At 42.7% G+C, this 26,676-nt stretch carries 21 protein-coding genes, 1 pseudogene and 1 riboswitch; of the genes and pseudogenes, 5 read left to right on the forward strand and 17 right to left on the reverse strand.

Annotated features, from left to right (window positions below; all coding sequences use genetic code 11):
• The 5 genes from L4D12_RS00005 to L4D12_RS00025 form a co-directional block, all read right to left on the reverse strand.
• Window positions 1–228 (reverse strand): transposase (locus L4D12_RS00005; RefSeq protein ID WP_428445776.1); only part of this gene is annotated, 228 nt, incomplete at its 3' end.
• Window positions 229–450: 222 nt separating this feature from the next.
• Entirely contained in the window at window positions 451–3,828 is a 3,378-nt protein-coding gene (locus L4D12_RS00010; RefSeq protein ID WP_428445777.1) for a cellulose-binding domain-containing protein, read from the reverse strand.
• 799 nt (window positions 3,829–4,627) lie between these two features.
• Window positions 4,628–6,811 carry a catalase/peroxidase HPI gene (gene katG, locus L4D12_RS00015; RefSeq protein WP_428445778.1) on the reverse strand — a complete coding sequence of 728 codons (2,184 nt, stop codon included), beginning with the start codon at window positions 6,809–6,811 and terminating at the stop codon, window positions 4,628–4,630.
• Window positions 6,812–8,167: 1,356 nt separating this feature from the next.
• Entirely contained in the window at window positions 8,168–8,323 is a 156-nt protein-coding gene (locus tag L4D12_RS00020; protein WP_428445779.1) for a hypothetical protein, read from the reverse strand.
• Between the two features lie 263 nt (window positions 8,324–8,586).
• Window positions 8,587–9,948 (reverse strand): sensor domain-containing diguanylate cyclase, encoded by a 1,362-nt coding sequence (locus L4D12_RS00025; protein WP_428445780.1) that lies wholly within the window; start codon window positions 9,946–9,948, stop codon window positions 8,587–8,589.
• An 888-nt stretch (window positions 9,949–10,836) separates the two neighbouring features.
• Between L4D12_RS00025 and L4D12_RS00030 the strand changes: the two genes are divergently transcribed.
• Both L4D12_RS00030 and L4D12_RS00035 read left to right on the forward strand, forming a co-directional pair.
• Complete coding sequence (locus tag L4D12_RS00030) at window positions 10,837–11,385, forward strand: porin family protein (protein WP_428445781.1); 549 nt, start codon at window positions 10,837–10,839, stop codon at window positions 11,383–11,385.
• Between the two features lie 42 nt (window positions 11,386–11,427).
• On the forward strand, window positions 11,428–11,727 hold the full coding sequence (locus L4D12_RS00035; RefSeq protein ID WP_428445782.1) for a GNAT family N-acetyltransferase: 300 nt from the start codon (window positions 11,428–11,430) through the stop codon (window positions 11,725–11,727).
• Window positions 11,728–11,942: 215 nt separating this feature from the next.
• Here the strand turns inward: L4D12_RS00035 and L4D12_RS00040 are convergent, their stop codons facing one another.
• The 6 genes and pseudogenes from L4D12_RS00040 to L4D12_RS00065 all read right to left on the reverse strand — a co-directional run bounded on the left by L4D12_RS00040 (window position 11,943) and on the right by L4D12_RS00065 (window position 15,410).
• A complete protein-coding gene (locus L4D12_RS00040) occupies window positions 11,943–13,052 on the reverse strand; it encodes an MBL fold metallo-hydrolase RNA specificity domain-containing protein (protein ID WP_428445783.1) in 1,110 nt (369 codons plus the stop codon).
• 48 nt (window positions 13,053–13,100) lie between these two features.
• A pseudogene (locus L4D12_RS00045) lies at window positions 13,101–13,190 on the reverse strand (MBL fold metallo-hydrolase); the annotation flags it as partial.
• 667 nt (window positions 13,191–13,857) lie between these two features.
• Window positions 13,858–14,319, reverse strand: coding sequence for a hypothetical protein (locus L4D12_RS00050; protein ID WP_428445784.1), 462 nt, complete (start codon window positions 14,317–14,319; stop codon window positions 13,858–13,860).
• A gap of 1 nt (window position 14,320) precedes the next feature.
• A complete protein-coding gene (locus L4D12_RS00055; protein WP_428445785.1) occupies window positions 14,321–14,551 on the reverse strand; it encodes a hypothetical protein in 231 nt (76 codons plus the stop codon).
• A 70-nt stretch (window positions 14,552–14,621) separates the two neighbouring features.
• A complete protein-coding gene (locus L4D12_RS00060) occupies window positions 14,622–14,798 on the reverse strand; it encodes a hypothetical protein (RefSeq protein ID WP_428445786.1) in 177 nt (58 codons plus the stop codon).
• Window positions 14,799–15,230: 432 nt separating this feature from the next.
• The gene (locus L4D12_RS00065) at window positions 15,231–15,410 is read right to left on the reverse strand and encodes a hypothetical protein (RefSeq protein WP_428445787.1); all 180 of its coding nucleotides are present in this window, start codon (window positions 15,408–15,410) and stop codon (window positions 15,231–15,233) included.
• A gap of 53 nt (window positions 15,411–15,463) precedes the next feature.
• On the opposite strand from L4D12_RS00065, the gene L4D12_RS00070 reads away from it, so the two are divergent.
• Window positions 15,464–16,408 (forward strand): IS1595 family transposase, encoded by a 945-nt coding sequence (locus L4D12_RS00070; protein WP_428445788.1) that lies wholly within the window; start codon window positions 15,464–15,466, stop codon window positions 16,406–16,408.
• An 82-nt stretch (window positions 16,409–16,490) separates the two neighbouring features.
• Here L4D12_RS00070 and L4D12_RS00075 read toward each other — a convergent pair whose 3' ends face one another.
• Both L4D12_RS00075 and L4D12_RS00080 read right to left on the reverse strand, forming a co-directional pair.
• The gene (locus L4D12_RS00075) at window positions 16,491–17,558 is read right to left on the reverse strand and encodes a saccharopine dehydrogenase (protein WP_428445789.1); all 1,068 of its coding nucleotides are present in this window, start codon (window positions 17,556–17,558) and stop codon (window positions 16,491–16,493) included.
• 15 nt (window positions 17,559–17,573) lie between these two features.
• The gene (locus tag L4D12_RS00080) at window positions 17,574–19,064 is read right to left on the reverse strand and encodes a Na+/H+ antiporter NhaC family protein (protein WP_428445790.1); all 1,491 of its coding nucleotides are present in this window, start codon (window positions 19,062–19,064) and stop codon (window positions 17,574–17,576) included.
• 111 nt (window positions 19,065–19,175) lie between these two features.
• A riboswitch (Lysine riboswitch) is annotated at window positions 19,176–19,353 on the reverse strand.
• A gap of 240 nt (window positions 19,354–19,593) precedes the next feature.
• Between L4D12_RS00080 and L4D12_RS00085 the strand changes: the two genes are divergently transcribed.
• Together L4D12_RS00085 and L4D12_RS00090 are read left to right on the forward strand one after the other, a co-directional pair.
• The gene (locus tag L4D12_RS00085) at window positions 19,594–20,286 is read left to right on the forward strand and encodes an aspartate/glutamate racemase family protein (protein WP_428445791.1); all 693 of its coding nucleotides are present in this window, start codon (window positions 19,594–19,596) and stop codon (window positions 20,284–20,286) included.
• An 82-nt stretch (window positions 20,287–20,368) separates the two neighbouring features.
• Window positions 20,369–22,093, forward strand: a complete 1,725-nt coding sequence (locus tag L4D12_RS00090; RefSeq protein WP_428445792.1) for a DUF4955 domain-containing protein — start codon at window positions 20,369–20,371, stop codon at window positions 22,091–22,093.
• 70 nt (window positions 22,094–22,163) lie between these two features.
• Here the strand turns inward: L4D12_RS00090 and L4D12_RS00095 are convergent, their stop codons facing one another.
• The 4 genes from L4D12_RS00095 to L4D12_RS00110 all read right to left on the reverse strand — a co-directional run bounded on the left by L4D12_RS00095 (window position 22,164) and on the right by L4D12_RS00110 (window position 26,544).
• On the reverse strand, window positions 22,164–25,121 hold the full coding sequence (locus L4D12_RS00095) for a serine/threonine protein kinase (protein ID WP_428445793.1): 2,958 nt from the start codon (window positions 25,119–25,121) through the stop codon (window positions 22,164–22,166).
• Between the two features lies 1 nt (window position 25,122).
• Window positions 25,123–25,719: an ECF-type sigma factor gene (locus tag L4D12_RS00100; protein WP_428445794.1), complete on the reverse strand. Its 597-nt coding sequence runs from the start codon at window positions 25,717–25,719 to the stop codon at window positions 25,123–25,125.
• A gap of 148 nt (window positions 25,720–25,867) precedes the next feature.
• The gene (locus tag L4D12_RS00105) at window positions 25,868–26,203 is read right to left on the reverse strand and encodes a hypothetical protein (RefSeq protein ID WP_428445795.1); all 336 of its coding nucleotides are present in this window, start codon (window positions 26,201–26,203) and stop codon (window positions 25,868–25,870) included.
• A gap of 38 nt (window positions 26,204–26,241) precedes the next feature.
• Window positions 26,242–26,544: a DUF6677 family protein gene (locus L4D12_RS00110; RefSeq protein ID WP_428445796.1), complete on the reverse strand. Its 303-nt coding sequence runs from the start codon at window positions 26,542–26,544 to the stop codon at window positions 26,242–26,244.
• Window positions 26,545–26,676: the final 132 nt, after the last annotated feature.

Raw genomic sequence — 26,676 nt, forward strand, 5'->3', positions numbered from 1 at the left:
AAAGAGAGTTCCAGACGTTAGTGATGCTTGATGTCGGCAGCGATTGCACTGATACAAGTCACGTGATTTTAACTGGCAATACTTATCGTGATGGCAATTAGGGCACTTGAACGCAGTAGGCCATCGCATATCAAACAAGTGCTTTTGGCACTGTTCTTCAGTACCATACAGCTTGATAAAGCGATGAATAGAAATACTTTTCTGAAATTGAACCATATTCTTAGGCATGATCTAATCCTCAAGTTTTCTTTAACTCAAAGTATAGCTCAGCTGGCTGATTAATGATGGTAATCAGGTAGTCCCATAATCTTTGATCAGGTACTGTATCTCTTTTCCATTCATCCCCTATAACGCTGTCGCGGATAAAAAAAGAACCCTACTTTACAAGCAGGGTTCTTCTGTTATTTCTGCCAACATCCACTAAGTGGCGGGATGGCTAGTCTTTCATCCTTATTGTGGATCAAGACCCAGTTTTTGTAAGACCAGCTTAAAGTTCTCGCGGCGTTCTTTCACGTTGTGAACATCGCCAGTTGAACATGTTAAGTCAGGACAGCCACGGTTAACGATACCAGACACGTCATCAATGAACTGAGAACCTTTCAGGCCGCTATCAACGTACTTCTTAATCTCGTTGTAATAGTTCCAATCAGCGTACTGACCACCTTCATCATTGTAAGCCTGTACTGAGGTTACCCAGTAGAACAGACCAGCAATCCACTTAATTTCTTTGTTCTCTTCAGAGCTACAGATCAAACCTGGGTTTGAACAGAAATCAAGTTCAGCGTACAGCGGGTTAGCTGGTGGCGCTTCAACGGTTACGCCGTCAATTGTCTTACCAATTGTCTCTGGGTCAACGTGTGAACGACCTAGGTAGTGGTTCAACGTACCGAAGTTCTGACGTCCAGTAGTCTGAATGACACCACGGCCCCACCAACCACAACCTTCAACACTTTCCTGGCTGCTGCCGTCCCAAATAAAGCTGCCCGCTTTTTGGCCTTCATAAACTTTACAGTCTTCGCGTTCCCAAACTTGTTTAGAGCTATCCACTGTTTCGTTTGGACCACCATTACAGTGGCCATTGTTAGTCCAGCGACCTACTGCACCGTTCACTAGCAGGCCACGCTCTTCCAGTACCGCATTGGGTGCTGCGAATACTGGAGCTGGTGCGCCGTACCACTTCGCGTGAGTCAGAGCACTGACTTCCATCTTGTTATCACGAGGACAAGAGTAAGCGTAGTCCAAACCAGACACTGGGTTCACACCGTAGTCTGCGTACTTCTGGCCTAACTGACCACAGCTTGCCGTCATCGGGTAATCCGCTGGCGCGCCGTATTTCACTTCAGACCAGTTGTTCTCATCACACGCGTTGTAACGGATGGTTTCCTGCATACTCTGTGCTAAGAACGCCGCAATCGCGACTTTTGCGTATTTGATGTTTGTTTCATCATCCACGCCTTCGTTCATCAGCCAGAACTTGTTGCCTGCAACACCGATGTTGTGCATTGCATTCAAGCCATCCAGAAAGTCATTCCACTTGTACACGGTAGACGGAACCCACTGTGATTCAGGTGTTTCATATAGAAACGCTTCGTTATCCATCGCGTTTTCAGCATTCGCCAACTGTTGGTTCAGCGCTTCAATGCTGGTTAGAGAACCTTTCTCTAGCTCTTCACCTACATAGTACAGTGGTACTTTCGCGTCTTGGTAACGGTCGATCTTGTTCGTTAGTTCCGAAGAATCCGTATCGAACATAATCGCGAATACGTTACTGTACGCTGCTTTACGTAGCTGTGGCTTACCAGCCGCATCCCCCATGAAGTAACCAGAGGTTTGCGCTGTTGGCATGTTTGCCAGCATGGCTGGTGACTTTACGTAGTCAGTTACTTGCTTGACGTACTCTAGCGCGTTATGCCACTGCTCACTATTCAGTGCGTCTGTTACGCCTGACTTAGTAAAGGCAACGAAGTCCGCTTTGTTCGCAGCATCCGCTTTGTACAACTCAAAGTTATCCAGTAGATCTGCTGTAAATACTGACGCTTCGTCCCATACAGACTGACGGCCTGAATGCGTATCGAAAGCAAACTCACCGATGCTTAGCGACCAACCGAATGTTGCATCTGGTGCTAGCGTCGTGATGATCAGGTTATGCGCAAGTGCCCAGCCTTTCACATCATTGCTCAGTGCGTTGATAGCATCTAGGTCAATCTTGCTACCCGTGCTCTCAACCGCGCTTGCTAGCGCTTCTTTCACTGCTACAGCACCCAGTGCTGCACCTTTATCTTTCGTTGCTAGGTCAAGCACATCACTGTTAATGATGATAGATGCCGTACCTGCTTGCTCAGCCTGCTGGATGACAGACATAAATGCACGCGTTAGCTGTTCTGTATTTGCCAGTGCATCGCTGTTAATTGCATTGATAGTTAGCGTTGCTGGTGCCGTTGTTGATGGGCTCGCTACCACAAATGTATTTGGCCAACCTGCCACTTCCAGACGGATTGGATCCATCGGGTTTTGCAGAGATAGCACTGGTGCAGTACCTGGTTCAGAGCCATCACAGTTCAGGTGAAGCGCCCATGATGCATCGCTACCCGGCACTGAGTTTGTCCAGTAGATCGCAGAGTAGGCAATATTGTTGTGAACCATGATGTCACCTCCAGTCGCGTGATCGCCACGCGTCCAGTCTGGGTAAACATTAAACTCTTCACACAATGCACCAGGTGGTGTGACTGGTGGCTCAACTGGCGGTACAACCACATCTTCTTTAACGGTGATTTGTACACGTGCTGATGACGTTAGATTCTGCGCATCGGTCGCGATAGCATTCAGTATAACGTTACCGGTTTTCGTTGGCTGCCAATCACACGCGAAGGTGTCAGTGTTCGTCGCATCAAACGTACAGATTTGCTTATTGTCAGCATTAACTACGACTCTCTTCAGGTCGTTATCAACGTCAGTTGCGTTAACAGAAATAGATACACTTTCTGTTTCGTTGATCGTTGTGCCGTTAGCAGGGGTGATGAATTTCACGACTGGTGCAGTGAAGTCTTCCGTCACTTCTTCTTTTACGGTCACAGAAACAGATTGCTGCTCCAGCTGCTGGTTGTTCTCATCCAGGACAATCACGTTGATTATCGCGCTACCCGCTTCTACTGGCGTCCAGTTTTGCGTGTATACGGTTTGGCTCTGGCTCACTGGTTTTACAGCCAGTTTCTGGTTGTTTGCCCAGAATTCTACTTTTGCTGCCAATTCACCGTCAACGCTTGCTTTGATTGCAACCACGTCGTTAGCGTTAACCACCTGACCGGCCACTGGAGACAGTACAGACAGCTCAGTTGGCTCTGGATCTGGGTTTGGACCTGGACCCGGTTCGTCTGAACATTCAGTCAGACCCCAGAACCAAGAACTTGCACTTGGGGTTTCCCAAACACCTGGATTGTTCTTCGCGATGAAACACTGATCGTTATAAGACACGACATCGCCATTGCTTACCTGAGTTTGACCCGGAATAAATGGAATGATGTCGCCTAGATCAGGGTTTGGGTTTGGACCAGGATTCGGATTCGGATCTGGTTCTGGCTCCGGACCCGGTTCGCCTGAACATTCAGCCGTCGTCCAGAACCATGAGCTTGCATTTGGTGTTTCCCATACACCTGGGTTATTTTGGGCAACAAAACATTCACCATTATAAATAACCATCTCGCCATTCTGAACTTTCGTTTCACCAGGCACAAAGGTAACAACATTAGACGCATGTACTTCTGCGGCATGCAAATAACCGCTAAACATCACACCAGCCAGTGCAATTGTTATTTTATTTAATTTAGTCAAAGTTTAGTTCTACTATTATTTCAGTCTTTTCAGACAAATTAATTTGTTAATAAGGGAGGCGTATAATGGACGAAATTATAATTTTCCTTAATTAAACACGCATGCCCCACAGTTCAGTGTGACGGATCCGATAACGAGGCAAATGAAAAGTCGATAATTAATTCAATCAGCAACTTATAAGCCAATATCATAGCGTTTTACTTTTCATTGATAAGCGCTTAACCACGGACTTGCCCTTATGACCCATCAATGGTCACATGATCAGCCACGGGATGACGCCTAATGCCCACGATCCAAAACAGTATCGGTCCGCTTTTACCCATAAATCACCCAAATATGGAATCTAAACACCCACAAAAGGCAATCAACATAAAATTCCTTTAAAATCAAAGTCTAAACAAACCAGCATTATGAGTTCGCTGTATTTAACTACAAAAATCTGCAATGCGTACGTAGATCTTGTTGATTTTGTGATGTTGGTCCAGTTTTTTAGACATGGAAGCGTGTATATGGGAAAATTCCTACAAGATATTTTTGGGGATTTTTAGATGCTCACAGTAAAGAGATATGCATAAGATTTGAGGTGATTTAACTCATACCAATCTGGTTAACTATAGCGCCAGATAATGGTGAAAATTATCAAAGACTCATTGAGATTGGTGCACTCATGATAAAGCAAACCTAGAATAAACGTCCGTAGAGGACAAAACGCGGGAGTTATGATTGTGCGGAGTGTGGTGGATAATTATTCAAGCGACGTTAAGCCCCACAGCATGCTGCGGGGCTTGTATCTCTATGATTAAACTAGATCGAAACGATCTGCGTTCATCACTTTTGTCCATACGCCAACAAAGTCTTTTACGAATCTTTCTTTGTTGTCATCTTGTGCATACACTTCTGCATAAGCACGCAAGATTGAATTTGAACCAAAGACAAGGTCAACACGAGTTGCGGTCCACTTCACTTCACCTGTTGAACGAACAACGATGTCGTACGAGTTACGGCCCGTTGGTTTCCAGTTATAGTTCATATCAGTAAGATTCACGAAGAAATCGTTACTTAATGTACCCACATGATCGGTAAATACGCCATGTGCTGTGTCACCATAGTTAGTACCTAAAACACGCATACCACCGATAAGCACTGTCATTTCTGGAGCTGTCAGACCAAGTAATTGCGCATGGTCTAGCATCATATCTTCTGGCGCTACTGCGTAATGCTGCTTCTGCCAGTTACGGAAGCCATCAGCGACAGGTTCTAGTACTTCAAATGACTCAGTATCTGTCTGCTCTGCAGTCGCATCACCTCGACCCGGAGCAAACGGTACGGCAATATCAAAACCTGCAGCTTTGATGGCTTGCTCAAGACCAACATTACCCGCAAGAACAATCACATCAGCAACGCTAGCGCCTGTTTCTGTGGCAATATTTTCATATACAGCAAGGGCTTTAGCCAATTTTTCTGGCTCGTTACCTTGCCAGTCTTTTTGTGGCGCTAGGCGAATACGAGCACCGTTTGCCCCACCACGCTTATCTGAGTTGCGGAAAGTACGTGCGCTGTCCCACGCCGTTGTAACCATTTCGCTTTGACTAAGGCCACTAGCCACAATTTTTGCTTTAACCGCATCAACGCAGTAATTCGCATTGCCGGCAGGGATAGGATCTTGCCAGATCAAATCTTCGGCTGGTACATCCGGACCAAAATAGCGTGACTTAGGACCCATATCGCGGTGGATCAATTTATACCAAGCACGAGCAAATGCATCAGAGAGTAACGCAGGATCGTTATAGAACTTCTCAGAGATCTTACGGTACTCTGGGTCCATTTTTAACGCCATATCGGCGTCAGTCATCATTGGGTTATGACGAATAGTTGCATCTTCAACGTCAACTGGCTTGTTCTCTTCTTTAATATCAACAGGCTCCCATTGCCATGCACCTGCTGGGCTCTTAGTTAACTGCCAATCATGCGACAATAACATTTCAAAAAAGCCGTTATCCCACTGTGTTGGGTTAGTTGTCCACGCACCTTCAATGCCACTAGTGACAGTATCACGACCAATACCGCGAGAGTGGTGGTTATTCCAACCAAGACCCTGCTCGACAACATCTGCCGCTTCAGGTTCTTTACCTAAGTTTGCCGCATTGCCGTTACCGTGTGCTTTACCGACTGTGTGACCGCCAGCAGTTAACGCAACGGTTTCTTCATCATTCATACCCATACGAGAGAAAGTATCGCGCATGTCTTGTGCTGTTTTTAGTGGATCAGGGTTACCATCAACACCTTCTGGGTTTACATAGATCAGACCCATCATTACTGCAGCAAGTGGGTTTTCTAGATCACGCTCTTTTGAGTCTTTAGCGTAACGGCTATTTTTCTCACCACTTGGTGCTAGCCATTCTTGCTCTGAACCCCAGTAAACATCTTTCTCTGGCGCCCAAATATCTTCACGACCAAAACCAAAACCAAAGGTTTTAAGACCCATTGATTCGTAAGCCATGTTACCCGCAAGAACGATAAGATCAGCCCAGCTGATTTTGTTACCGTATTTTTGCTTGATAGGCCAAAGTAGACGACGCGCCTTATCAAGGTTGGCGTTATCAGGCCATGAGTTTAGCGGAGCAAAACGTTGGTTACCGGTGCTTGCCCCACCACGACCATCACCAGTACGGTAAGAACCAGCAGAGTGCCAAGCCATACGTACCATCAAACCACCGTAATGACCCCAGTCAGCAGGCCACCATTCTTGGCTGTCTGTCATTAGCGCTTTAACGTCATTTTTAAGTGCTTCAACATCAAGTGTTTTAAGTGCTTCATGATAGTTAAAATCCGCACCTAGTGGGTTCGTTTTCACATCATATTGATGCAAAATATCCAAGTTAAGCGCATTTGGCCACCACGCAACATTTGAGCCTTCAGATGAAGTCATTGCGCCATGTACAACAGGACATTGACCACCAGTGTTTTTATTTTGTTGAGACATATTTGCTCCATACCCATTATGCTGGATTTTTAAAATTTTATTTAAAGCAGCATTATTGATTATCAATATCGCAGCCGTTTAAAAACAAATTTCTTCTTAGTGCAAACATTAAAACAATGAATACTGCCTACCTGCGGGCCATTATTTTAATATTTCCTAAGCGTAAGCGATCTGGTTAGAAAATCAGATTAACCAAGTCACAACTCCAGCAAACACCTAACCATAAACAGTGACATCAATTAAGGCATTGTTTATTAATGGGAAATTTGTTGGTGTGACCTCTTTCTATAAAGAAGATACCGTGCTACTTCGATGGAGATAAGATAGTCCCATGCGAGCAAACTGACAATTCAGTTCATTCCTATTTCAGCAATAGCTTTAAGCTATCAATAATTCATTTGTTAGACTTCAAGCCTATCAATAGATAGGCTTAGCACAAATCATTACAATGATTGAACTAGGGTGTGTCCCTCAATTATGTTGCGTCCATCGCTGCTGCTATTTTCAAGCAGGACAACTTAAAAAATGTGTGATTTGGTGGGCCAAATGAGCAATTTTTAAGGCAGCCATGCGCAGAAAATAGCGCAGTCCGAAGGGTTATGGCCAAAATCCGGCCTATCTGCCCAAAAAGGCTTGAAGATAGAACCACTATGTTCATCGCCATTTTGATTGCTTTCACGAATTTTGGACCTATAACGATGGTGCAAATAATTAAGGGACACACCCTAGATACTTGAATTGAAAATAACATGATGGATTAAAGATAAAAAACCGCATTCCTATTGAATGCGGCTTAATTTTTTAATGTGACTAATTTAGATAATAATTAATAACTCTCGCCTTCAATATTTCCATTCAAGTCAATGAGAATTTTTATACGATTTCAACGTCCTGAAACCCGCGATGAATGAAAGCCCTACGACGATAAGAGGAAAAATAAACATAAATGGTCGTAATATATTCATGATAGTCGCCAGAGGTTCTGCTGTAACTTGCTGTGTCGGCAGATAGATCACGATCCATACTGTCAAACAAATCGTTACCATAAAAAATATAGCTGTCACTATAGCGCCAAACTTCCAATTCCTATCAGTAAATTCAGCAAACATCTGACCATAACGCTCGGCGCTTGATTGGCGTCTACCCACAAAAACTCCTACTTCAATTGTCCCTTATTGGCTACGGCATTTTACCCCTATATAAAGAGACTAAAACTGATTATGAATAATTAAATGGGTTATTTTGATGTTGATTCTTACAATTTGATAGTTAACATCCAGCCATCATGTTATCCGCGACACCACATAACCTAAAAGAAAACCGCCTTCCGGCGGTTCAGTTTTGCTTATAGAACGATTAAGGAATGGTATCGCACTCAACAGGAATGATATAAGTCACACCATCACGGACCTCTTGTTCCTCACACACAGGTTCAGAAGTGAGTTCTGTCCACCCCCATCCAAGCAATAAACTGATAATGACAATAGCGATCGGGTCAATACGAGCTTTCATTGTTGATGATCCATATAATTTAACAATAGGTATTAAATACTTCTTTATTATTATCAGACTAAATAATCAGTTATTTTTGGTCAAATAAAAAATCTAAACATTAAAATTCCACATAGAGCAATCGTTTATATCAATTCAGAATCAACCGTTATTATTCTTAAGGCATAGACATATATAAATCAAATTCAGCAAAATGAAACATGTATCATCACCAAGTAAGTAATGTACCTTTATACTAATTAATCAATAACTTAGCATCATTTCTATAAAATAGGTTCATAGACAAAGCACTGATTTCTACCTGAATTTTTCGCTTTATATAGAGCCATGTCAGCCTCACGAATAACGTCATCTATTTTAGTTATATTATTAAAGTCAGTAACTCCAATACTCACTGTAAAATTTATATAATTACCGTAGTAATTCAGAGTACTATCTTCAATAATTTTTCTTATTCGCTCACAAATATCAACAGCTTCATTAATTTTTGTATTAACCATTAATAACAGAAATTCTTCACCTCCCCATCGAATCAATAAATCTTTTTCTCTTATTTCTTGCCTAGCTAAAGAGCAAAAATGACGGAGTGCATCATCGCCAGTGAGATGTCCATATTTATCATTAATACTTTTAAAATAATCAATATCTAAAATCGCAATACAATGTGAAATACCTGTATGATATACTAAAGAATCTATCGAACAATCAAACCATCGTCTATTCGGTAACATTGTTAAACTATCTGTCATTGATTGCTCATATAGCAGTTCATTTAATACTCTAATTTCTTTCTGTTTTAAATTTAGCTTTTGTGCATAAGCAATATATGCCATATAGAATATTAGCATGATAGAATAAACAAAAAATCGCGTGACAAAAATATTATGCGATACAGATACCTTTAATGACCAATCATAGTCGAATATTTTTACATTGAATTCATGATAATTGCTCTTTAAATTCCCAGAAGATATGACCATTGCTTGATCTGTATTAACATCAGGGTTAAATCCTTGCAATGTGTAATTATAAACCCCTTTCTTTCGTAATATATTACTAATAATACATTTTATTTCATCAGTATAAAAAATAGAATTAGCGAATCCCCAAAAGGTTGAATCGGGATTGAATATTACCCGTCGAACAATAAATGCATCTTTGCAGTTTTGAATTAATTTTACGGGACCGATCATGATAATATGATCTTGTTCTAAAGCATATTTAGCACCATTCCGTCGTTTTTCATCAACCAATAAATTGTGATTAATTGCTTTTTCATTATCGATCAATGGATATATTTTTTTCACTATCCCATCGGGAGCAATACTTAACGAGGCAATTTGCGGATATTTCCTTATAATATTAGCGGAAACTTTATCAAAATCATCATCACTAATTTTATAATTTCCAGAGTCAGTGATGTAATTTGCTAATATTTCTGAAGTTAACACGGCCCTTTGAGAAACATCATAAACTTCATTTTTTATTTCTTCAACCGCATCTAATATATTATTTTGTTTCTCGCTTATTAATTTATCATGAGAAAATTGAACAATTAACTCACCAATTAACAATAGCATTATCAACAAAGAAAAATAGCTAAACTTCCCATGATTTAACAACATATCAATATCGCATCATCAAAATTAATAAACTTGCTAACAAAAATCTCTTGTATCAGATTCTATATTTAACTTTATTGATATTACCTAGCCTAAAAGAACCTTTCAGTAATGAAAATCATCAATAATGTCAGCATGTTATCATGAGTATGCATTAAATCCATCATTTTTAATCCATTAACTGCATATCAGGCAAGTTTTGCATCGTTTATCGGGATAATCCCTACTGAAATTGTCTATAACATGGTCATAAAACGAACTCAGCCTGCACATGACTGCAAGCTAGCTACGACATTAGAATGGGGAACGATCAGGCAGCGATTAATAGACGGTAACTAATACCGACCTAGTGAGTACATGGTGCACGCTGTGCTATTATTAGTTCCTCTGTCGATGGCATCTTTAAATCACCCTATTTGACGTTAAAAATCACAATCACGGAAGAAACGAAGAATCAGTAATGCGGTCAAATTAACTCAGTTGCTACAACACCTTGATGTAGATCTTTCTTGTGTGTGAATTTTTTACTGAAGTCTTGATTTGCTTTTCTTGGAATTGAGAAAATAAAGATGAAAATGCTCGTCTAAGCTTTTGGAGTCTCGGTCTTTGGTCTGTTTTTGAGTACATTCATAAACAATTAATCTGTTAATTATCTAGATATCTCAAAAATGTATTGTTGTTGTCAGCCATTGCTTTATTTGTTTTAAACATCCGTCAAAGATCGCAATGCCTACAGCTAGTAGAAATAGCTATCTCAAGCTTTTGATAATCACGAAATAAGGAGGTGGATTGAATATAAAAGTCGATGCGTTTAGTTTCAAAAACAATTTGGAAGTACATCTAAAAAGAAATTTTATAAATCTGATGATTGGCTAGGTGTAGGTGAATATAATGACTGCTGAAAAATGTTATAAGTTGTTTAAGTTGAATACGTTAACTCATTATTTATTTAAATCGTTGATAATAATATGTGGATTATATTCTACAGTTTCAATAGCTGAAAAAGATTACTTTGTCGGCGGTGGTGTGGGCTACCAAAACGATAGGTTAGACGATGTGAACTCATTAAATGGTGAGGATGCGTTTGTACAGCTCAACACGGGTATTACCATAGACTCTCAGCATAGAATTATGGCAACATACAGTTATAAGGATAAGTTTTCTCAAAGCCTCTTATTTGCATCATATGACTATCTTTATGATATTACAGATAAAGTATCACTCAATGGCGGGTTTTTATTAGGTGTTGGCTATAACGATATTGCTAATAAAACATCTGTCGATTTTGTTAGAGGTTTGCAAGTTGGTACGTCTTATCATATCAACAGTGGCTGGAGTGCTGACTTGACTTATCGCTATATACATCAAGATTTTGATGAAAAGGATGTAGAAATAGACAATACCCAACAAGTTGTTATTATAGCTAATTACCATTTTTAAGTTAGTGTCCAAATTAAAGCGCATTTGAAACAGGGAAGGACAATGGTTATTAAAATTAATTACAATGTAGTTCATGATAAAGAAAACCAAACCTATTTGGTTACTCTCGTCGATGGATTTCAAGCAAAAGTAAGCTATCAAAAAACAGGCGATATCCTCATTATCGATCACTCTTCTGTGCCTGAAGCTTTGCGTGGTCAAGGCTATGCTAGTGTGGCGATAGAGGCGGTTTTAAGTACGATTGAGCAAGAAGGATATACCGTTATTCCCCAGTGTAGCTATGTCGTTTATTATATGAATAAACATAAGGAGTGGCAGTTTTTATTAGCAAATACAGAGTAGTAATAATGATGCAATTTCACAAATTGAAAGTGTTATAAAGTGGATGAAACGCCGAAGCCCTGCTCAGTTTAGCAGGGCTTTTTTTCGCGGGCTTCATGGCCTAACATCTTCACTACAACGTGTGGCATGGCACCAAGCTCTGAGTCATCACCCAATGCCTTATCAATTACAAACAGATGTAAAAAGATTGGTATGATGATTACCTAAAGTATTAGCTAGACATAAATTTTTTCACCATATTTAACAATATGGGCAGATTTATGTAGCTGTTCTTTAATTACTTCTTTAAAAATCGCCTGTTTGCCAGGTTCGCCGTGTATTAAATAAATTTTATCTAGCTGTTCAAACTCACTCATCCAAGCTAAAAGATCGCTTTGATCCGCATGTGCTGAAAATCCGTTGAGCATGTGTATTTTGGCATTCACATTAATTTTTTCATGATAAAGCTGAATGGACTCATCCCCATCTATCATTTTCCGTCCCAGCGTGTCTTGCACCTGGTAACCAACAAAAATAACACTGTTACGCTCATCCCATAAACGATGTTTAAAGTGATGCAAAATACGGCCACCAGTACACATACCACTTCCTGCAATAATAATACAGCCATCTCTCTCTTTATTAATGAGCATGGAGTATTTATCTTTAAGTGCATATTTAAGATAAGGGAATTCAAAAATAGCACCATCACGCAATAATATATTTCTGGCAGCGGAATTTAATTCTGCGTGGTAATTATTATAGATCTGCGTGGCACGTATCGCCATAGGCGAATCTAAAAACACTTTACAGACAGGTAGCTCTTTATCGCAATACATTTTCTTAAGCAATAACAATATCTCCTGCGTCCGCTCAAGTGCAAACGATGGTATTAGTACATTACCTTGGTTTTTCAAGGTATTGATAATAATTTCTTTACACTCGGCAACGGTCTCTTTTAAAGAACGATGATCACGATCTCCATAAGTCGACTCAATATAAAGTACATCGGCTTTTTTAACGAAAGTAGGCGGTGTCATAATAAGATCTCGACGGCTGCCAAGATCTCCGCTGAATACCAGCGATTTTTTATACCCTTCTTTGCTTACTTCTAGTTGAATTGTTGCAGAACCAAGAATATGCCCCGCGTTTCTAAAGGTAACTTTGACACCTGGCGCAAGCTGGATGGCTTTATTATATGTGGCGTATTGAATGATTAAATCAAACACCGCTTGCGCATCGTCACTATTATAGATAGGAGGACGAACCTGTTTTTCGTACCCTGCTCTTCGTGCCTTTTTCAAAGCCGTTTCATAATCCTCTTCGGCAATTTTGGCGCTATCCATTAAAATGACCTCAGCCAAGTCCATTGTCGCGCGCAAGGCGATAATTCTACCGTCAAATCCTTCTTTAACCAGTTTCGGAACACGACCAACATGATCTAAGTGAGCGTGGGTAAGTAAAACAATGTCGACATCTTTGGGATCAAAATCAAATGGCTCAAAAGTCTGCTCTTCATTTTCGCCTTAAAAATAACCGCAGTCGACCAGAATGTTAGGCCCGTTTTTTAGTTGTAAAAAATGGCAGGAACCGGTAACAGTCTCTGCAGCACCAAATGACTGGATGAAAGACATAAGCCCCCTACCTAACGATGACGCTTTAACTATAGCATTGCTTAGTTATCGAGAGATCGAAGAATTACACAGCACTTTTGAACTGATAGATAAAAAGAAGCGAAATCGGTGACTCATGAAGGTACTCATCCTCCGATGAAGCCGTAGATGTGCTAACCAGCATTTCTGAGCGCATTCATGATATTTTGGAACGCAACCCCCCAGTGGCAACTTTACAGAAGAGCAATCGACTGTTGTGTACACACCACCACGACTGACACGGCAGAAGAACTCGCTCTCGACATCTCAAAACTGAAAGATCGCTCTCAACGCCTAGACAATTGGCCCGTGGCTTTAAGCCATCACTCGTACTGCTCTTTACCCGATAAAATGTACAAAGGTATATGTCTTGTTAGTTTATCTACTCGCTTAACGATGCTGAGTACATGGTAACGCAGGAGGTGGGATTCAAAGCGACAATGGTTTTTAGTTAATGCTTTACGCATCAAACACATATTCGTAGGCCAACAAACATAACTTAATACCCAGAGTTTGGATTACCACCAAGTAAGAAGTAACATGACCAACTAAATTTTCGAGTAACACCTTTTGGATCAGAGAAAAATGGGATCCTTTTCTTGCTGTCTGTAAGTAAAGTTAACACCCATTTAGTATTACCAAAAAAATGGAAAGTAATAATATTGTCTGCGACAACAACTTGCTTTCTGAATACTCCTGTTGTGTATGCATGACCAATACTAGCCATATCTAATACATTTAGTTCATGGTCCAAATAATACATACTAAGTCTATCTTCATGAGGAATATCATTAGTTAAAAACAATAGATACCTATCATTATATTGATAACAATCTTCAAGAATTACACCATCTAATTTTTCTTTTACCTTTTTACCACAAATATAAACTTCACTTTGAATACTATCATCGTCATTATCAACAGCAACAACTACAACTTTATCTTCAGCTAATTTTATCATTTTATTCACCAAACCATAGCCACACCAAATGCAGCAACAGCCCCCCAACAAAAGCACCTACCGTAACGCAAACAGGCGCACCAGGACCGCATGCAAATCCAGCAATTGCTCCACCTGCAATACCACCGCCAATTCCAGCACCATTTATAACCACTTCTTTACCAGCTGCATTTAGCTTATTTTCTGCCGTTGCAACAGTGTAAACAGACAATGCGATTGATAGAACAACCAAACCTCGACCAACGGCTGATAGTTTTTTATCTTTTGGTTTACCACATAGTCTTATTTTCCAGATGATTTTACTATTTCAGCGTAAACTTTATTTTTTGAGATTCATTTAATTTTTTAAAATTTGTTTGCTTACCATATAGTTCATTAGTTTTCTTTTCTATTAAATCATTTAATGATCTACCTTTCCGTTTTAATTTTTGTGCTTCAGCCAAACCAACAGGTGTACTTTTTGAACGAATTAACCCCATTATGATATTTCTAGCTTCTTGGGCTTCTTCTGCTGCTTGCTTCCATGTTATTTTTCACTTAATACCTGACGACTTAGCTCATTAGACATTTTTCTTAATCTGAGCTGAATATAACTGCCGGGCATGGACGTCTATTACCATATGCGCCCCAGCATTTGCTAATTGAGCCTCTAGCGATCTTATCGCTGCGTCAAAAGCCTGCTTATCATCACTAACTTTAGTATTCATAACTATAACATTGAAATAAAATCATGGTACTAACTTGTATTTTTAACATCAAATGTATGTTTGTGAAGTGACTCCATTAATCACAATCAAATTTCTGAAACTAATATTAACAAATAAGTCACTAATGAATAGAAAACATATGTCGAACATAATGACGCGTAAAAAATATAGGGTATTTTTTACAATTAATTCTCATTCATAATTTCAGCTTTCTACTTGAATAACCCCGATCCTCACCCTCAGCATCAACGTCACATGCAGCGCATTCAGCGCATTCAGCATGTACTGCTCCTTCTCCCCTGGCAGCCATTCAAACATTACCCGCCCATCAAGCACATCATGACAACTCGAACAACAATCAACGGCCCACCTGATTACCATCATTAATCAGCCAGCTGAGCTATACTTTGAGTTAAAGAAAACTTGAGGATTAGATCATGCCTAAGAATATGGTTCAATTTCAGAAAAGTATTTCTATTCATCGCTTTATCAAGCTGTATGGTACTGAAGAACAGTGCCAAAAGCACTTGTTTGATATGCGATGGCCTACTGCGTTCAAGTGCCCTAATTGCCATCACGATAAGTATTGCCAGTTAAAATCACGTGACTTGTATCAGTGCAATCGCTGCCGACATCAAGCATCACTAACGTCTGGAACTCTCTTTGCCAACTCTAAACTTCCCTTAACGACTTGGTTTTTAGCCATTTATCTAATCACACAAGAGAAAAACGGGATCTCCGCGTTGGAGTTATCTCGTAATTTGGGTGTTTCTTATAATGCTGCCTGGCGGTTGAAGCATAAGTTAATGCAAGCAATGAAAGAGCGTGACGACGAATCTCAACTCACAGGATTTATTCAGATTGATGACGTTTATTGGGGCGGTGTTCGTCGAGGTTCTCGTGGTCGAGAAGCGAAAGGCAAGCGTCCATTTGTAGCAGCAGTGTCTTTAAACGACGAAGGTCATCCCATTCATATGCGCTTTTCTGTTGTTAAAGGCTTCCAGAAACATGAGTTAACACAATGGGCGAAAACACATTTACGGCCAAAATCGCTTGTCATATCAGATGGTTTAGCTTGCTTCAGAGGCATTGAAGATGCAAACGAGTTCCATCTGGCCATTATCACTGGCGGTGGTGCTGATTGTGTTGAATTACCGTACTTCAAGTGGGTTAACACGATGATAAGTAATGTGAAAAACTCAATGCACGGAACTTACCATGCGATAAACAACAAGCATTTACCGAGATATCTCGCTGAATTCTGCTTTAAGTTCAATCGCAGATTTGATTTGGAAGAAATGATAGATAACCTGATTCACTCAAGTATTCAAACAGCACCGATGCCTGAGCGCTTACTCAAATTGGCTGAGGCTCGGTGGTAATCAGGTGAGACTAAGCCTATATTGTTATTAGGCTGACAACAGTGTGGCGTTAATGGCCGTAAATATAGACACTCCGCAATGTTTAGAAATAGCTGTTTAATGCTGTGGAATAGAAGTTATGTGCTCTTGCCCAGACGCCTTGCTCTGTTTCGCCTTTAGCTAGTAATAACAAGTGCGGCAATAGCTGCTCGGCAAAGTCTTCGCTGCTCTCTTTTGGCAGTACGGTTGGCAAGTGGTCAACAGCCTGTACCCATATACCCTCTACGTCTGATTCGATAACCGGATGCGACAGCTTGGTACACTGGCTGTAGATACGAATTGGGTTGTCAGGGTTATTTGGATCGCAACTGACATCACTCACCATGCTTAACTGCGGCGATGTTCCCAAGCTCTCTTTGGTGACAAATGGTGGCGTGTTTTCTGCTAAATACGCACAGTTGACTAAAATGTCATAGTCATTGATGGCGGTGAACGGGCCACCGGCTTGTGTTTCTGCTACATCCCACCCATCGGCTTGGATCCCCAAGTCGGAGAATAAATCCATCGCACCACGTCCACAGCGGCCAAATTGTCCGATGATCAGAACCTTAGGCTGTGCTTGCAGTGTGGCTGTTTGTGCCCGCAAGTGAGTGAGGTAATGAGAGCGGTCAGGGAAACTCGTCACCCCAGGATATGGCATATTGGTGCTCAGGTGATGAATAAACCCGGATAAACCAATTGCCGCGCCGACATAACCCGCCCAATAGCCAAATGCACACACACGTTTGCCATTATCATCCTGGAGGAATTCCAGATCCAAAATCGCCCCGCAACCCGACTGGAAGCGTTGCAGAATTTGCTCAGCTTCATCTTGCCCTTTAAAGGCGTGAGCGAAATAGATGTGGCGGTGCTTCAGCGGGAAGCTATCTTCGGCTAACTCTTTGAGTCCCAGTATAAAAGCCTGCTCTGGTGCATTAGGCCAACTGTGTCCGTCTACTAACTGACAGCCAATATCAGCATAGTTTTGATCGGTAAATACCCGAGTGGTGCTGCGCTCAACAATGACCTGCGCACCCGCTTCAATCAGCGCTTTTGCGCCGTTAGGTGTAAGTGGTGTACGGTGTTCACCCACTTTTACCTCATCGCGAAGCCAAAAAATATTCTTGTTCATGTTAATTCCTTATAACTACAAAACAGGTGCTGGGCTCAACACCGCTTGGCGACGGATCATCACGGCGATAAGCACAAGCTGTAAAATTGCCGCAGCCACAATGGTGTACGGGCTACGGGTTATTTCTGCCACCATAAAGCCAAGGCTGGCAGTGATCCCGGTCAGAATGGCGTAAGGGAATTGCGTACGCACATGGGCAACGTGATCACACCCGGTGGACATTGAACTCAAAATGGTGGTATCGGAAATTGGGGAGGAGTGATCACCTAACATTCCGCCACTCAATGCCGCACCGATGCAAATGAGAGGATCCGCGCCTAATGCGCTGGCAACGGGCACGGCAATGGGGATCAGGATGGCAAAGGTGCCCCATGACGATCCCGTTGCGACAGAAATAAAGCTACCAATAATGAAAATTAAGGCGGGTAGTAGAAACACGGGGAGCCGATCATCCATCACTTGACTGATATATTCCCCGGTACCTAATGATTTACAAATATCCCCTAAGGTCCATGCCAGTAGCAAGATGATCAAAATAAGCATGATCCGCTGCATGCCGGAAATAAACGTATTGAACGAGGTGTTGGCCGTCATGGTTTTGGTATACGCGTAATACACAATGGCCGTGAGTGAGGCGATAAGGTAGCTGGTGCCGAGTGTTGTTCGGATAATCGGCCCGTTAATGGTGCCATGCAGATAATAGTTGTAGCTAAACAACACCACGATGGTGGCAAATAATACCCCTAATGGGACTAAAATCAGTGACATTGAGGGGGCGTTAGTGACTGTGTTCGTCGTGGCTGTGATTGATGGTTGCTGGCTGGCCTGTTCTTCAGCGTCTGCCATTGGTCCCCAGTCTTTTTTCATGATGGCGTAAACGGGCACACTCAGTAGCGCCAGTAATGCATAGAGTTGGTAAGGGATCACCTGCAGAAAGGTGGCAAAGCCATCAACGGGGGTGCCCATATTGTCATAAGCGTTTTCTATCAACCCTTGTGAGTACACGCCCCAACTGATTATCGGGATTAACACACACACTGGAGAGGAGGTTGAATCGATAATAAAGGCCAGTTTCTCTTTACTTAATTTCAGTTTTTCATAGATAGGTGAAAACATGGGGCCAAGGATCAATGAGTTCCCTGAGTCAGTGAAAAATACCCCGATCCCCGCCGCCCACGTCGCCAGCTGGGCTTTGCATGGTGAGGAGATAAAGCGGGTGGCGACAGTAGAAAAGGCCGCCATGCCACCACTTTGCTCAACTAAGTAGATAAACCCCGAGATAATGGTGATCACAATAATAATTTGTGCATTACTGGTTTTCGCCAACTGAGCAAAGGGCCCGTCAGATAAGAACATCAGTACGGTATCGGCGGGGTGTCCTTTGGTCAAAATTAGCATGCCGCTAATAACGGCAACACCTAGAGCCAGTACAACGTGACGTGTTGTAAAGGCGAGGACTAGGGCAAGTAAAGCGGGTACGATGGATAATATTCCGTAATCAGCCATGCGTCGACATCTCCTAAAAATAGATCAAAACAGTGACAAATAGAGAGACATTGAGACACGGACAGACAAAACAGTGCAAAGGGGCGGGTAGCTATACCCACTCCGATGAAAATGTGTTGTAGCGCTCCATCCAGACAAGGTCTGAGATGACAGTGTTGTTCTTATTAAGAACGACCCCAGTAGCCAGGCTGACACCCTGTACCACTTCGGCATTGACTCCTTTTACCTAGTTTCATCGGCTGTCGACCTCCACTAAGTGACTGATAGGCAATGCGCCTCTACTTGTAGCGAAGATCAAATAGCATCCTGCTTGGCTAAGAATAAATCACACAAATGGTTAAAATTAATATTATTAGTGGCGAGTTGTGATGATGATCATGTAAATATTTCAATTATGTTATCGGGGTGGTGTCTGTGATGCATATTGCAGACATAAAAACTGTGCGTGAAGCCTAAATATCTCTCGCGCTGCTGAATATCTTGAGGTAGCTTGAATGAAGTTGATAAATCAAGGAATTAGGGACGAGAGATGAAGACGATTGGGATGCTAGGTGGGATGAGCTGGGAATCGACATTAAGCTATTATCAGGCGCTGAATGAAGGCGTTAAACAGCGTTTAGGCGGGTTACATTCTGCCAAAATCTGTCTGTATAGTGTGGATTTTGATGAAATCGAGACTCTACAGCATCAAGGGAAATGGGATGAAACGGCGACGATTCTGGCTGATGCGGCACAAGCGGTAGAGAACGGTGGCGCGGATTTTATTCTGATTTGTACCAACACGATGCATAAAGTGGCCCCGCAAATTGAAGCAAAGGTAGCGATTCCTATTTTGCATATTGCGGATGCGACTGCGCAAAATCTCATTGATCACGGTATTAAAAAAGTCGGGCTGCTGGGTACGCGCTTTACCATGGAGCAAGATTTTTATAAAGGCCGCCTAACTGACAAGTTTGGTATCGAAGTGATCGTGCCGGACAGTGATGACAGGGAAAGCGTGCATAACATTATTTATCAAGAGCTATGCCGGGGTGAAATACGTGATGAATCTCGATCAACGTACGCGAAAATTATTGATAAATTGCACCAATCCGGCGCTGAGGCAGTGATTTTAGGCTGTACCGAGATCGCGCTGCTGATCCAGCAATCCCATACCAATGTCCCACTGTTTGATACTACCGCCATCCATGCACAGGCAGCGGTTGAGTTAGCGCTGAAGTAGAAAAAGTTAATTGGCAATAAATTTTAATCGCATCGCACTGAGGCGCATTGGAGAAAATGCGCCTTAGTGGTTCTAAGGATTGATGATGAAATATAGAAGTATTGTAATGGCGGTTGGTTGCTTATCATTACCGATAATCGCTTCAGCTGAAAATACATCCCTGTATTGGGAGAATTATGTTGCGAGCCGTAGTCAGGGGAGTGATCTTGTTGATCCTAACTATGTTGCGCAAGATGGCTTTATTCCACCAAACTTTTCATATGCTGGTTATCAGCGTGGTGATGTTCCGCTTCCTGACTATTCTCGTTATGCCGATTATAAAATTTTTAATGTCACTGATTATGGTGCGGTGGCGAATGATGGATTAAGCGACAAGAAAGCATTTCAGGCAATGGCAAATGCTGTGAACTCATATCGACAAAAAAGTCGTCAAGGGATTATTTTCTATGTGCCAGAAGGTGATTTTATTATTAACGATAAATCGGATATGAACTCCATCGATCCTAATAATCTGACGCATATTCGTCAGCAGCAAATTATTTCTATTATCGGAGATAATATTATATTACGTGGTGCTGGCGCTGATAAAACACGATTGCTAATGAAGACGCATCTTCTTCCTGAAACGCCGAAGAAGATGTGGAGTACACCTTATATAATTCAGATAGGGCAAGATAAGGATCATTTTGATACGACAGTTAAAACTGATGTGACACAAAATATTATCGGCGATAGTCGCTTTAGTTTAACGGTGAAAGATGCATCGGCCTTTAAAGCCGGTGATTACGCAGAGATCCGTGGTGTCATCACTCATCGAGAGCGTATTGACGATGCGATTTCTCCTTATAAATTTGAGATCAATAAAAAAACCGGTAAAGCACGTTGGAGTGAATTAGATAAAAATCTGATAAAAATTGAAAAACATCAGATCGCGTCAGTTATGGGAAATTCGCTGACTTTTACCACCCCTGTGGGGCATACAATCAATGCTGACGATAATTGGACGGTGACAAAAATTGTTCCCGCGACAGGGATTGGTGTTGAAGGAATTACCTTTGCAGGCAGTTGGTCGGGGTACTTTATCCATCATGCCGATGCATTACATGACAGCGGTTATAGTATTTTACGTTTAACTCGCGCAACAGATAGTTGGATCCGTGACATTGAAGTGACTGATTTTAATCAGGCTATACAGATAGCCAATTCTTTTAATGTCACTGCACAAGATATCGTGTTAAGTGGTAACCCCGGTCATCTTGCGCTGTCGATATTATATGGTAACAATAACCTTGTTCAGGATGTCAGTGATAATGCCAATACGTGGCATGCACCAGGATTGTCGAAGTATTCCAGTCATAATGTTAATTTGAGAACGACATATTCGCCGTTGATGGGGCTGGATTTACATGGCGCTCAAAGTACCGATAACTTATTTGACAATATTAAAGGGGGCTGTGTACAAGGGCATTGGGGAGCCGCCGTTAAAAACCAACCCAATCATCTGAAAGGGCTTTATGTTTGGAATGCTGAAAATACCGGAAAAGCCAATGATAAGTTATATTTCATGTCATCAAATGGGATGTATGGAAAATTAATTATGCCACATCTGATTGGACTTCATGGTAATCCGCTCAATGTGAACTCTCAGTTTGATTATATGATGAATGCAAACCAAAAAGGCTGGGCTAAATATTCGTCACTTCCTGACAGAAAACAGCCACAAGCCCATATTGAATCAAATGGATTTCCGGTTTATCCCCAGTCTTTGTATGACGCTCAGCTGAAATATCGGCAAGCCAGACAGTAACCTGATTAAAGTGGCGAACTATTTATAGCGATGTCGTACGTTAAGGTATGGCATCGCTTTATCTTTATCTCTATATTGGTTTATCGGTCTGTGTTTTTTCACTCTTTTCCAACTTGATCAGTGAATCACTGATCGCGCGTAAATCCGAGCGGAAACGGAAGCTGTCCTGCAAAGGGGCGATCTGTTGCCATAATGCTAGGGATTTCGCCTTTTTGCCTTGAATCTGGTAGGTTTCGGCCAGTGCTAATCGGAGCAGGGTCGAGTGTAAGTCGTTACTGCCGGGATAGGCGTTGAGTCGAGCAGTGAGGAGTTGTTCAGCGCGTTCTGGGTAGCCGTGGTGTGACAGTAATCGCGCATAGAGCATGATGGCATCATGCCAAGCAGGGGCTGGGTCATAGGCGGTTGATAGAAACATATCAACGCTCGGCGATTCAATAAGCTGGGCAAAGTGTTGTTTGGCTTGGTCGGTATGGTTGGTAATTGCTAAGGCATACAGCAGATAGAGTTCACCGGAATAATTGCCGCTGTAAGGGGCTAAGAAGCGTTTAGTCAGCGCGGGATAGTCGATAGCTTCTGGCGGCGTGGTTAGTAGCGTATTGAAAAGTTGAAAATAGGTATCATAGAGTGGATCGCCAGTGGATTGTTGCTGGGTCTCGATCAGGGTTTGATATTTCTCATAGCTGCGGTTGAACCGTGTCCAGTTACGGTACCAAATGGACAATATCATCTCTGATGGGTAAGTGCTGAACATGTTAATATGTACCGAACCCGCAAGTAACTTCGGTGATAATGGCAAAGATAGACTAGCTTTGGCTCCCTCCAGATCACCAATAAATAGGTGTGCACTAGCCAGTGAGTTTATCGCATTAAAGGCATATGACATGTTATCGCGATAACCAGCAATGATCGCTTGCTCCATCGCCGCGAGAGCGGCTTTATTTGCGTGGTAGTCTTTCTGGTTTAGCTGCTCAAGCGGAGCGTACGATAATCGCATCGGATTCATGGTGAGTTCTTTACCGAGCATGTCCTTCTTTTCTCGCTGGTACGCTTCCCCTAACGTATTTTGACCTAAATTATAAGCAACCATTTCGGCTTGTTCTAGGATCTGATATTTCTTCGCCACGCTCAGCGGGCGACTCAGCCATTGCTGTGGCATTAAGCTTAGGTGTTTTTTATCGGCATCCTGCAGTGCAAAATTATCGTTCACCCCTTGTGGCTGGGTAAAAAAAGCATGTAGCGCAATTTGGTCATCAAGCGAAAGCTCATCCCATCTGTCGTTGTTAGCAGAGAGTAAGCGGCTGATCGTGTGGGTCATGCCTATTCGGTTTGATTGGAGGAGGTCGGGATCCAATCCGTACACATTCAATGCCGCAATAATAACTTTCAATGCAGAGAGATCATTGGTATCCGTAAAATGATGCTGTGCCAGTAACTGCTCGGCAAATGGAATACTTGGACAAGTGGTGGCTCGCTCAGGATCGGATAGGGTACTGCTATAGCAGACTGTTTTGCGCATATCCTGCTGCTGGAGGATTTGCAGCGCGATAATATCAAGTTGGTCTCGTTGGGCCGTGCTGAGCAGATCTGCAGGGACAGCTTGTCGAAGTTGCTGCAGCAACGTACTCGCTGCATCCAGCTGATAGAGTGACATCAACCCTTGCAGATACAGTAACGCGGTTTGATAGCGGGCTGCTGGAGTGAGGTTATGTTGCTGTGTGTCCCAGCGCTTGGCCGCGTGTTGGTAGACTTCATCGAGCGAAGGACTGGTAAATGTATGACTCAATTCTGGGCGTGAATAGAGTAAAGTATCAGAGAGCTGATCAATGACCTCCTGGCTGGTGGCTTTTTCTGCGACCAGCGCCAGGTGTTGGCGAATCATGTTTACTCCGCCCACAATTAACGCCAATGATAGTGCGGCAGAAATGCCTGACATCAAAGGGTGGCGAGTGATGGTTTTACGAGCGCGATACCAATAGGTACGTGAATAAGCCAGCACCGGTTTGCCGTTATACCAGCGGTCAACGTCTGCCAATAGCTCGTCGGCTTCTCGATAGCGTTGTTGGGGATCCGGGTGTGTTGCTTTGGCGACGATGGCGGCACTTTCCACACACATGCCTGCTGCTTGGCTGACTGCGGCATAATTGGTTGGATCGACCGAGAATCCTTCACGATTGGGCAGTGCCTGATGCAGTAAATAGAATAGTAATATGCCCAGAGAAAAGACATCAGAGCGGGATTTGTACCATACGCCAGACTGTTGTTCAGGCGCGCTCCAGTGTCGGGAAAAGGCATAGATATAATGTTGCTCAAGGGCAGATATATCCGCATTGTCGGCGCTAAACTGGCGAGCAAAGCCGAGATCGATGATCTTTACGTTACCCTGAGTATCGATCAAAATATTCTGCGGTTTTAAGTCGCCATGGTACAGGCCTCGGCTGTGCGCATAGGCCATTCCTTGCAATATTTGGCGGTATATCTTCAGTCGCTGAATACGCGTCGGGTTATCTTCACTGATACAGACATCGAGCTGTTTGCCATCGATGAACTCGGTTACGATGCAGGGGGTGTCATCTATATTGCTGACACCGTATAACTGACAGATCTTGGCATGGTTGAGTGCAATAAGGTTACTGGTTTCACGATAAAACAGCGCGTCTTTTTCTGCTTGAGAAAACGCACTATCACGTAAAATTTTCACGGCAGCATAGTGCGAGCACTGCTCATCATTTTGGGTGGACTGAATTGTCTGCTCGGCTTGAAAAACAAGCCCTGTCGCTCCGCTATCGGACAGTAACCGGGTGAGAGTAAATCCCATCACCTGCTTACCAATATACGGTGACGGCCCGGTCTCCAGATTATGAGAGAAAAAAAGCCCCCCGTGCTGAGTTAGTTCTGTCGTACTCATATCGAGCATATCGGCCAGATCATCGGCTAAGACAGGGTCTTCCCTCCGAATTCGCTCCAGCCATTGTTGCTGCTCTTGTGTGGTAAGGGTGAGCAATTCAGCGTAAATATCGGAGGCGTCCATACTAGGCCAGTTTTTTTCTTAGGTAGTTAGTCGCAAACAGCAGGCGGTTATTGACCGTTCGTTCACTGACATTGAGGATCTCGGCAATCGCACTGTTACCGATGTCCGAAAAATGTTTGTACTCAAACACCTCCGCTTCATTGGGGTAGCGGTCACGTAGTGAGAGTAACGCATTATGCAGATCATGATTGAGGAAGTAGTCAGGCAGGCTTTCTCGCTCATTTTCTTGTTGCAGGGCAAAGTAGCGTTCTTTGTGGCTGAGTCGCTGTTGGTACTGATCCTGATCGGCAAATAATAGATGCCATACCGAGCAACGTACATAGTCGATGAATTCTTTGCGCTGGGTGATGGGGGTTTCATCATGGCGCCATCGGTTGAGTTTGACGATAGCCTCGTGAGTGAGTTCAGTGGTGCTGGCATGCCGTAATAACGTTTTGCTGGGATCCTGCTGACGTCGAAGGTTCTCTACGATGGTGTAAATATCGCGGTAAGCCGCTGTGAAAAAAGCGTCAGATTGCGATTTGTCGCGTGATTGCCAGCCTTGAAATAAATGCTCAGTATCGAGGTGTGTGGTATGAGAAACCCTAACGTTAGACATAGTGTACTGCTGTATCGAAAATGGATAAGCGGCGACTCGCCGGAAAGGCGGTATGCTAAGGTTTATAACACTATAATTCAAGTGGTTATGTTGGTGTGAGGGTTGAGAGATGCCAGTGGGAAGAACTGGCATCTCGGTGGGAATGTGGTTAGCTGACAAAGTACCAGGCGCCATGCTTTTTCTCGAAGGTGGCACGCTCGGTAATGCTTTCAGTGGTGTCGGATTCAATCCCGAGTACGACCATGGAAACCTCTGCTGAGATTTCGCAGTTGACCGTTAATTCAGCCTCGCTGGCAACATCCATTTTTTTGCAGTCAGACAGGCTGATATCACTGAAGGTGGCTTCTGCCATGCCCATAGTAGACGCAGAGACCATCTCAGTCATGGCTTTCTCTGCAATGTTTACCGGTGGCTTTTCAACGCCGCATCCGGTTAAGAGCAGAGCGGCTAAAGGTGTTGCTTTCAGTATAAGATTTCTGATCATTGTTGAGTCCATCTCAATATTGGCTTGGCTTGGCTTGGCTATTGCGCGGCAGTGGGTTCAGTTAACTGACTCGTCAGTAGCTGATCGTTAAAGGCGATAATGTCTTTGTTGACAGAGAACATGCCCCAAAGCCACAGAACGAAAGCAATAATGCCGGGAACCACTAAGAACGATGTAAAGAGACAGATCAGACAAGTAATGAAAAGCAGGATACCTTTGAGAAGTTTACCCGCATATAAGTGACCCGCACCCGGTAAGATAAAGTTAAGGAAAATACCGATATTTTTACTTTTTAGTTGATTACGGATGCGTTCTGCTGAAAGGGTCTCTTGCATGCTCATGATATTGCCTCAATGTGTAAAGTATGCCGAGATGATAGCGATTAGTGCAGAGTCAGACAGGTGACGTCTTGAGAAAAAAAATACGAAAATTTTTTTTATAAAAATGATAATGGCGGGCGGGCATAATGGGAG

The sequence above is a fragment of the Photobacterium nomapromontoriensis genome, assembly GCF_050336815.1.
Classification (GTDB): domain Bacteria; phylum Pseudomonadota; class Gammaproteobacteria; order Enterobacterales; family Vibrionaceae; genus Photobacterium; species Photobacterium nomapromontoriensis.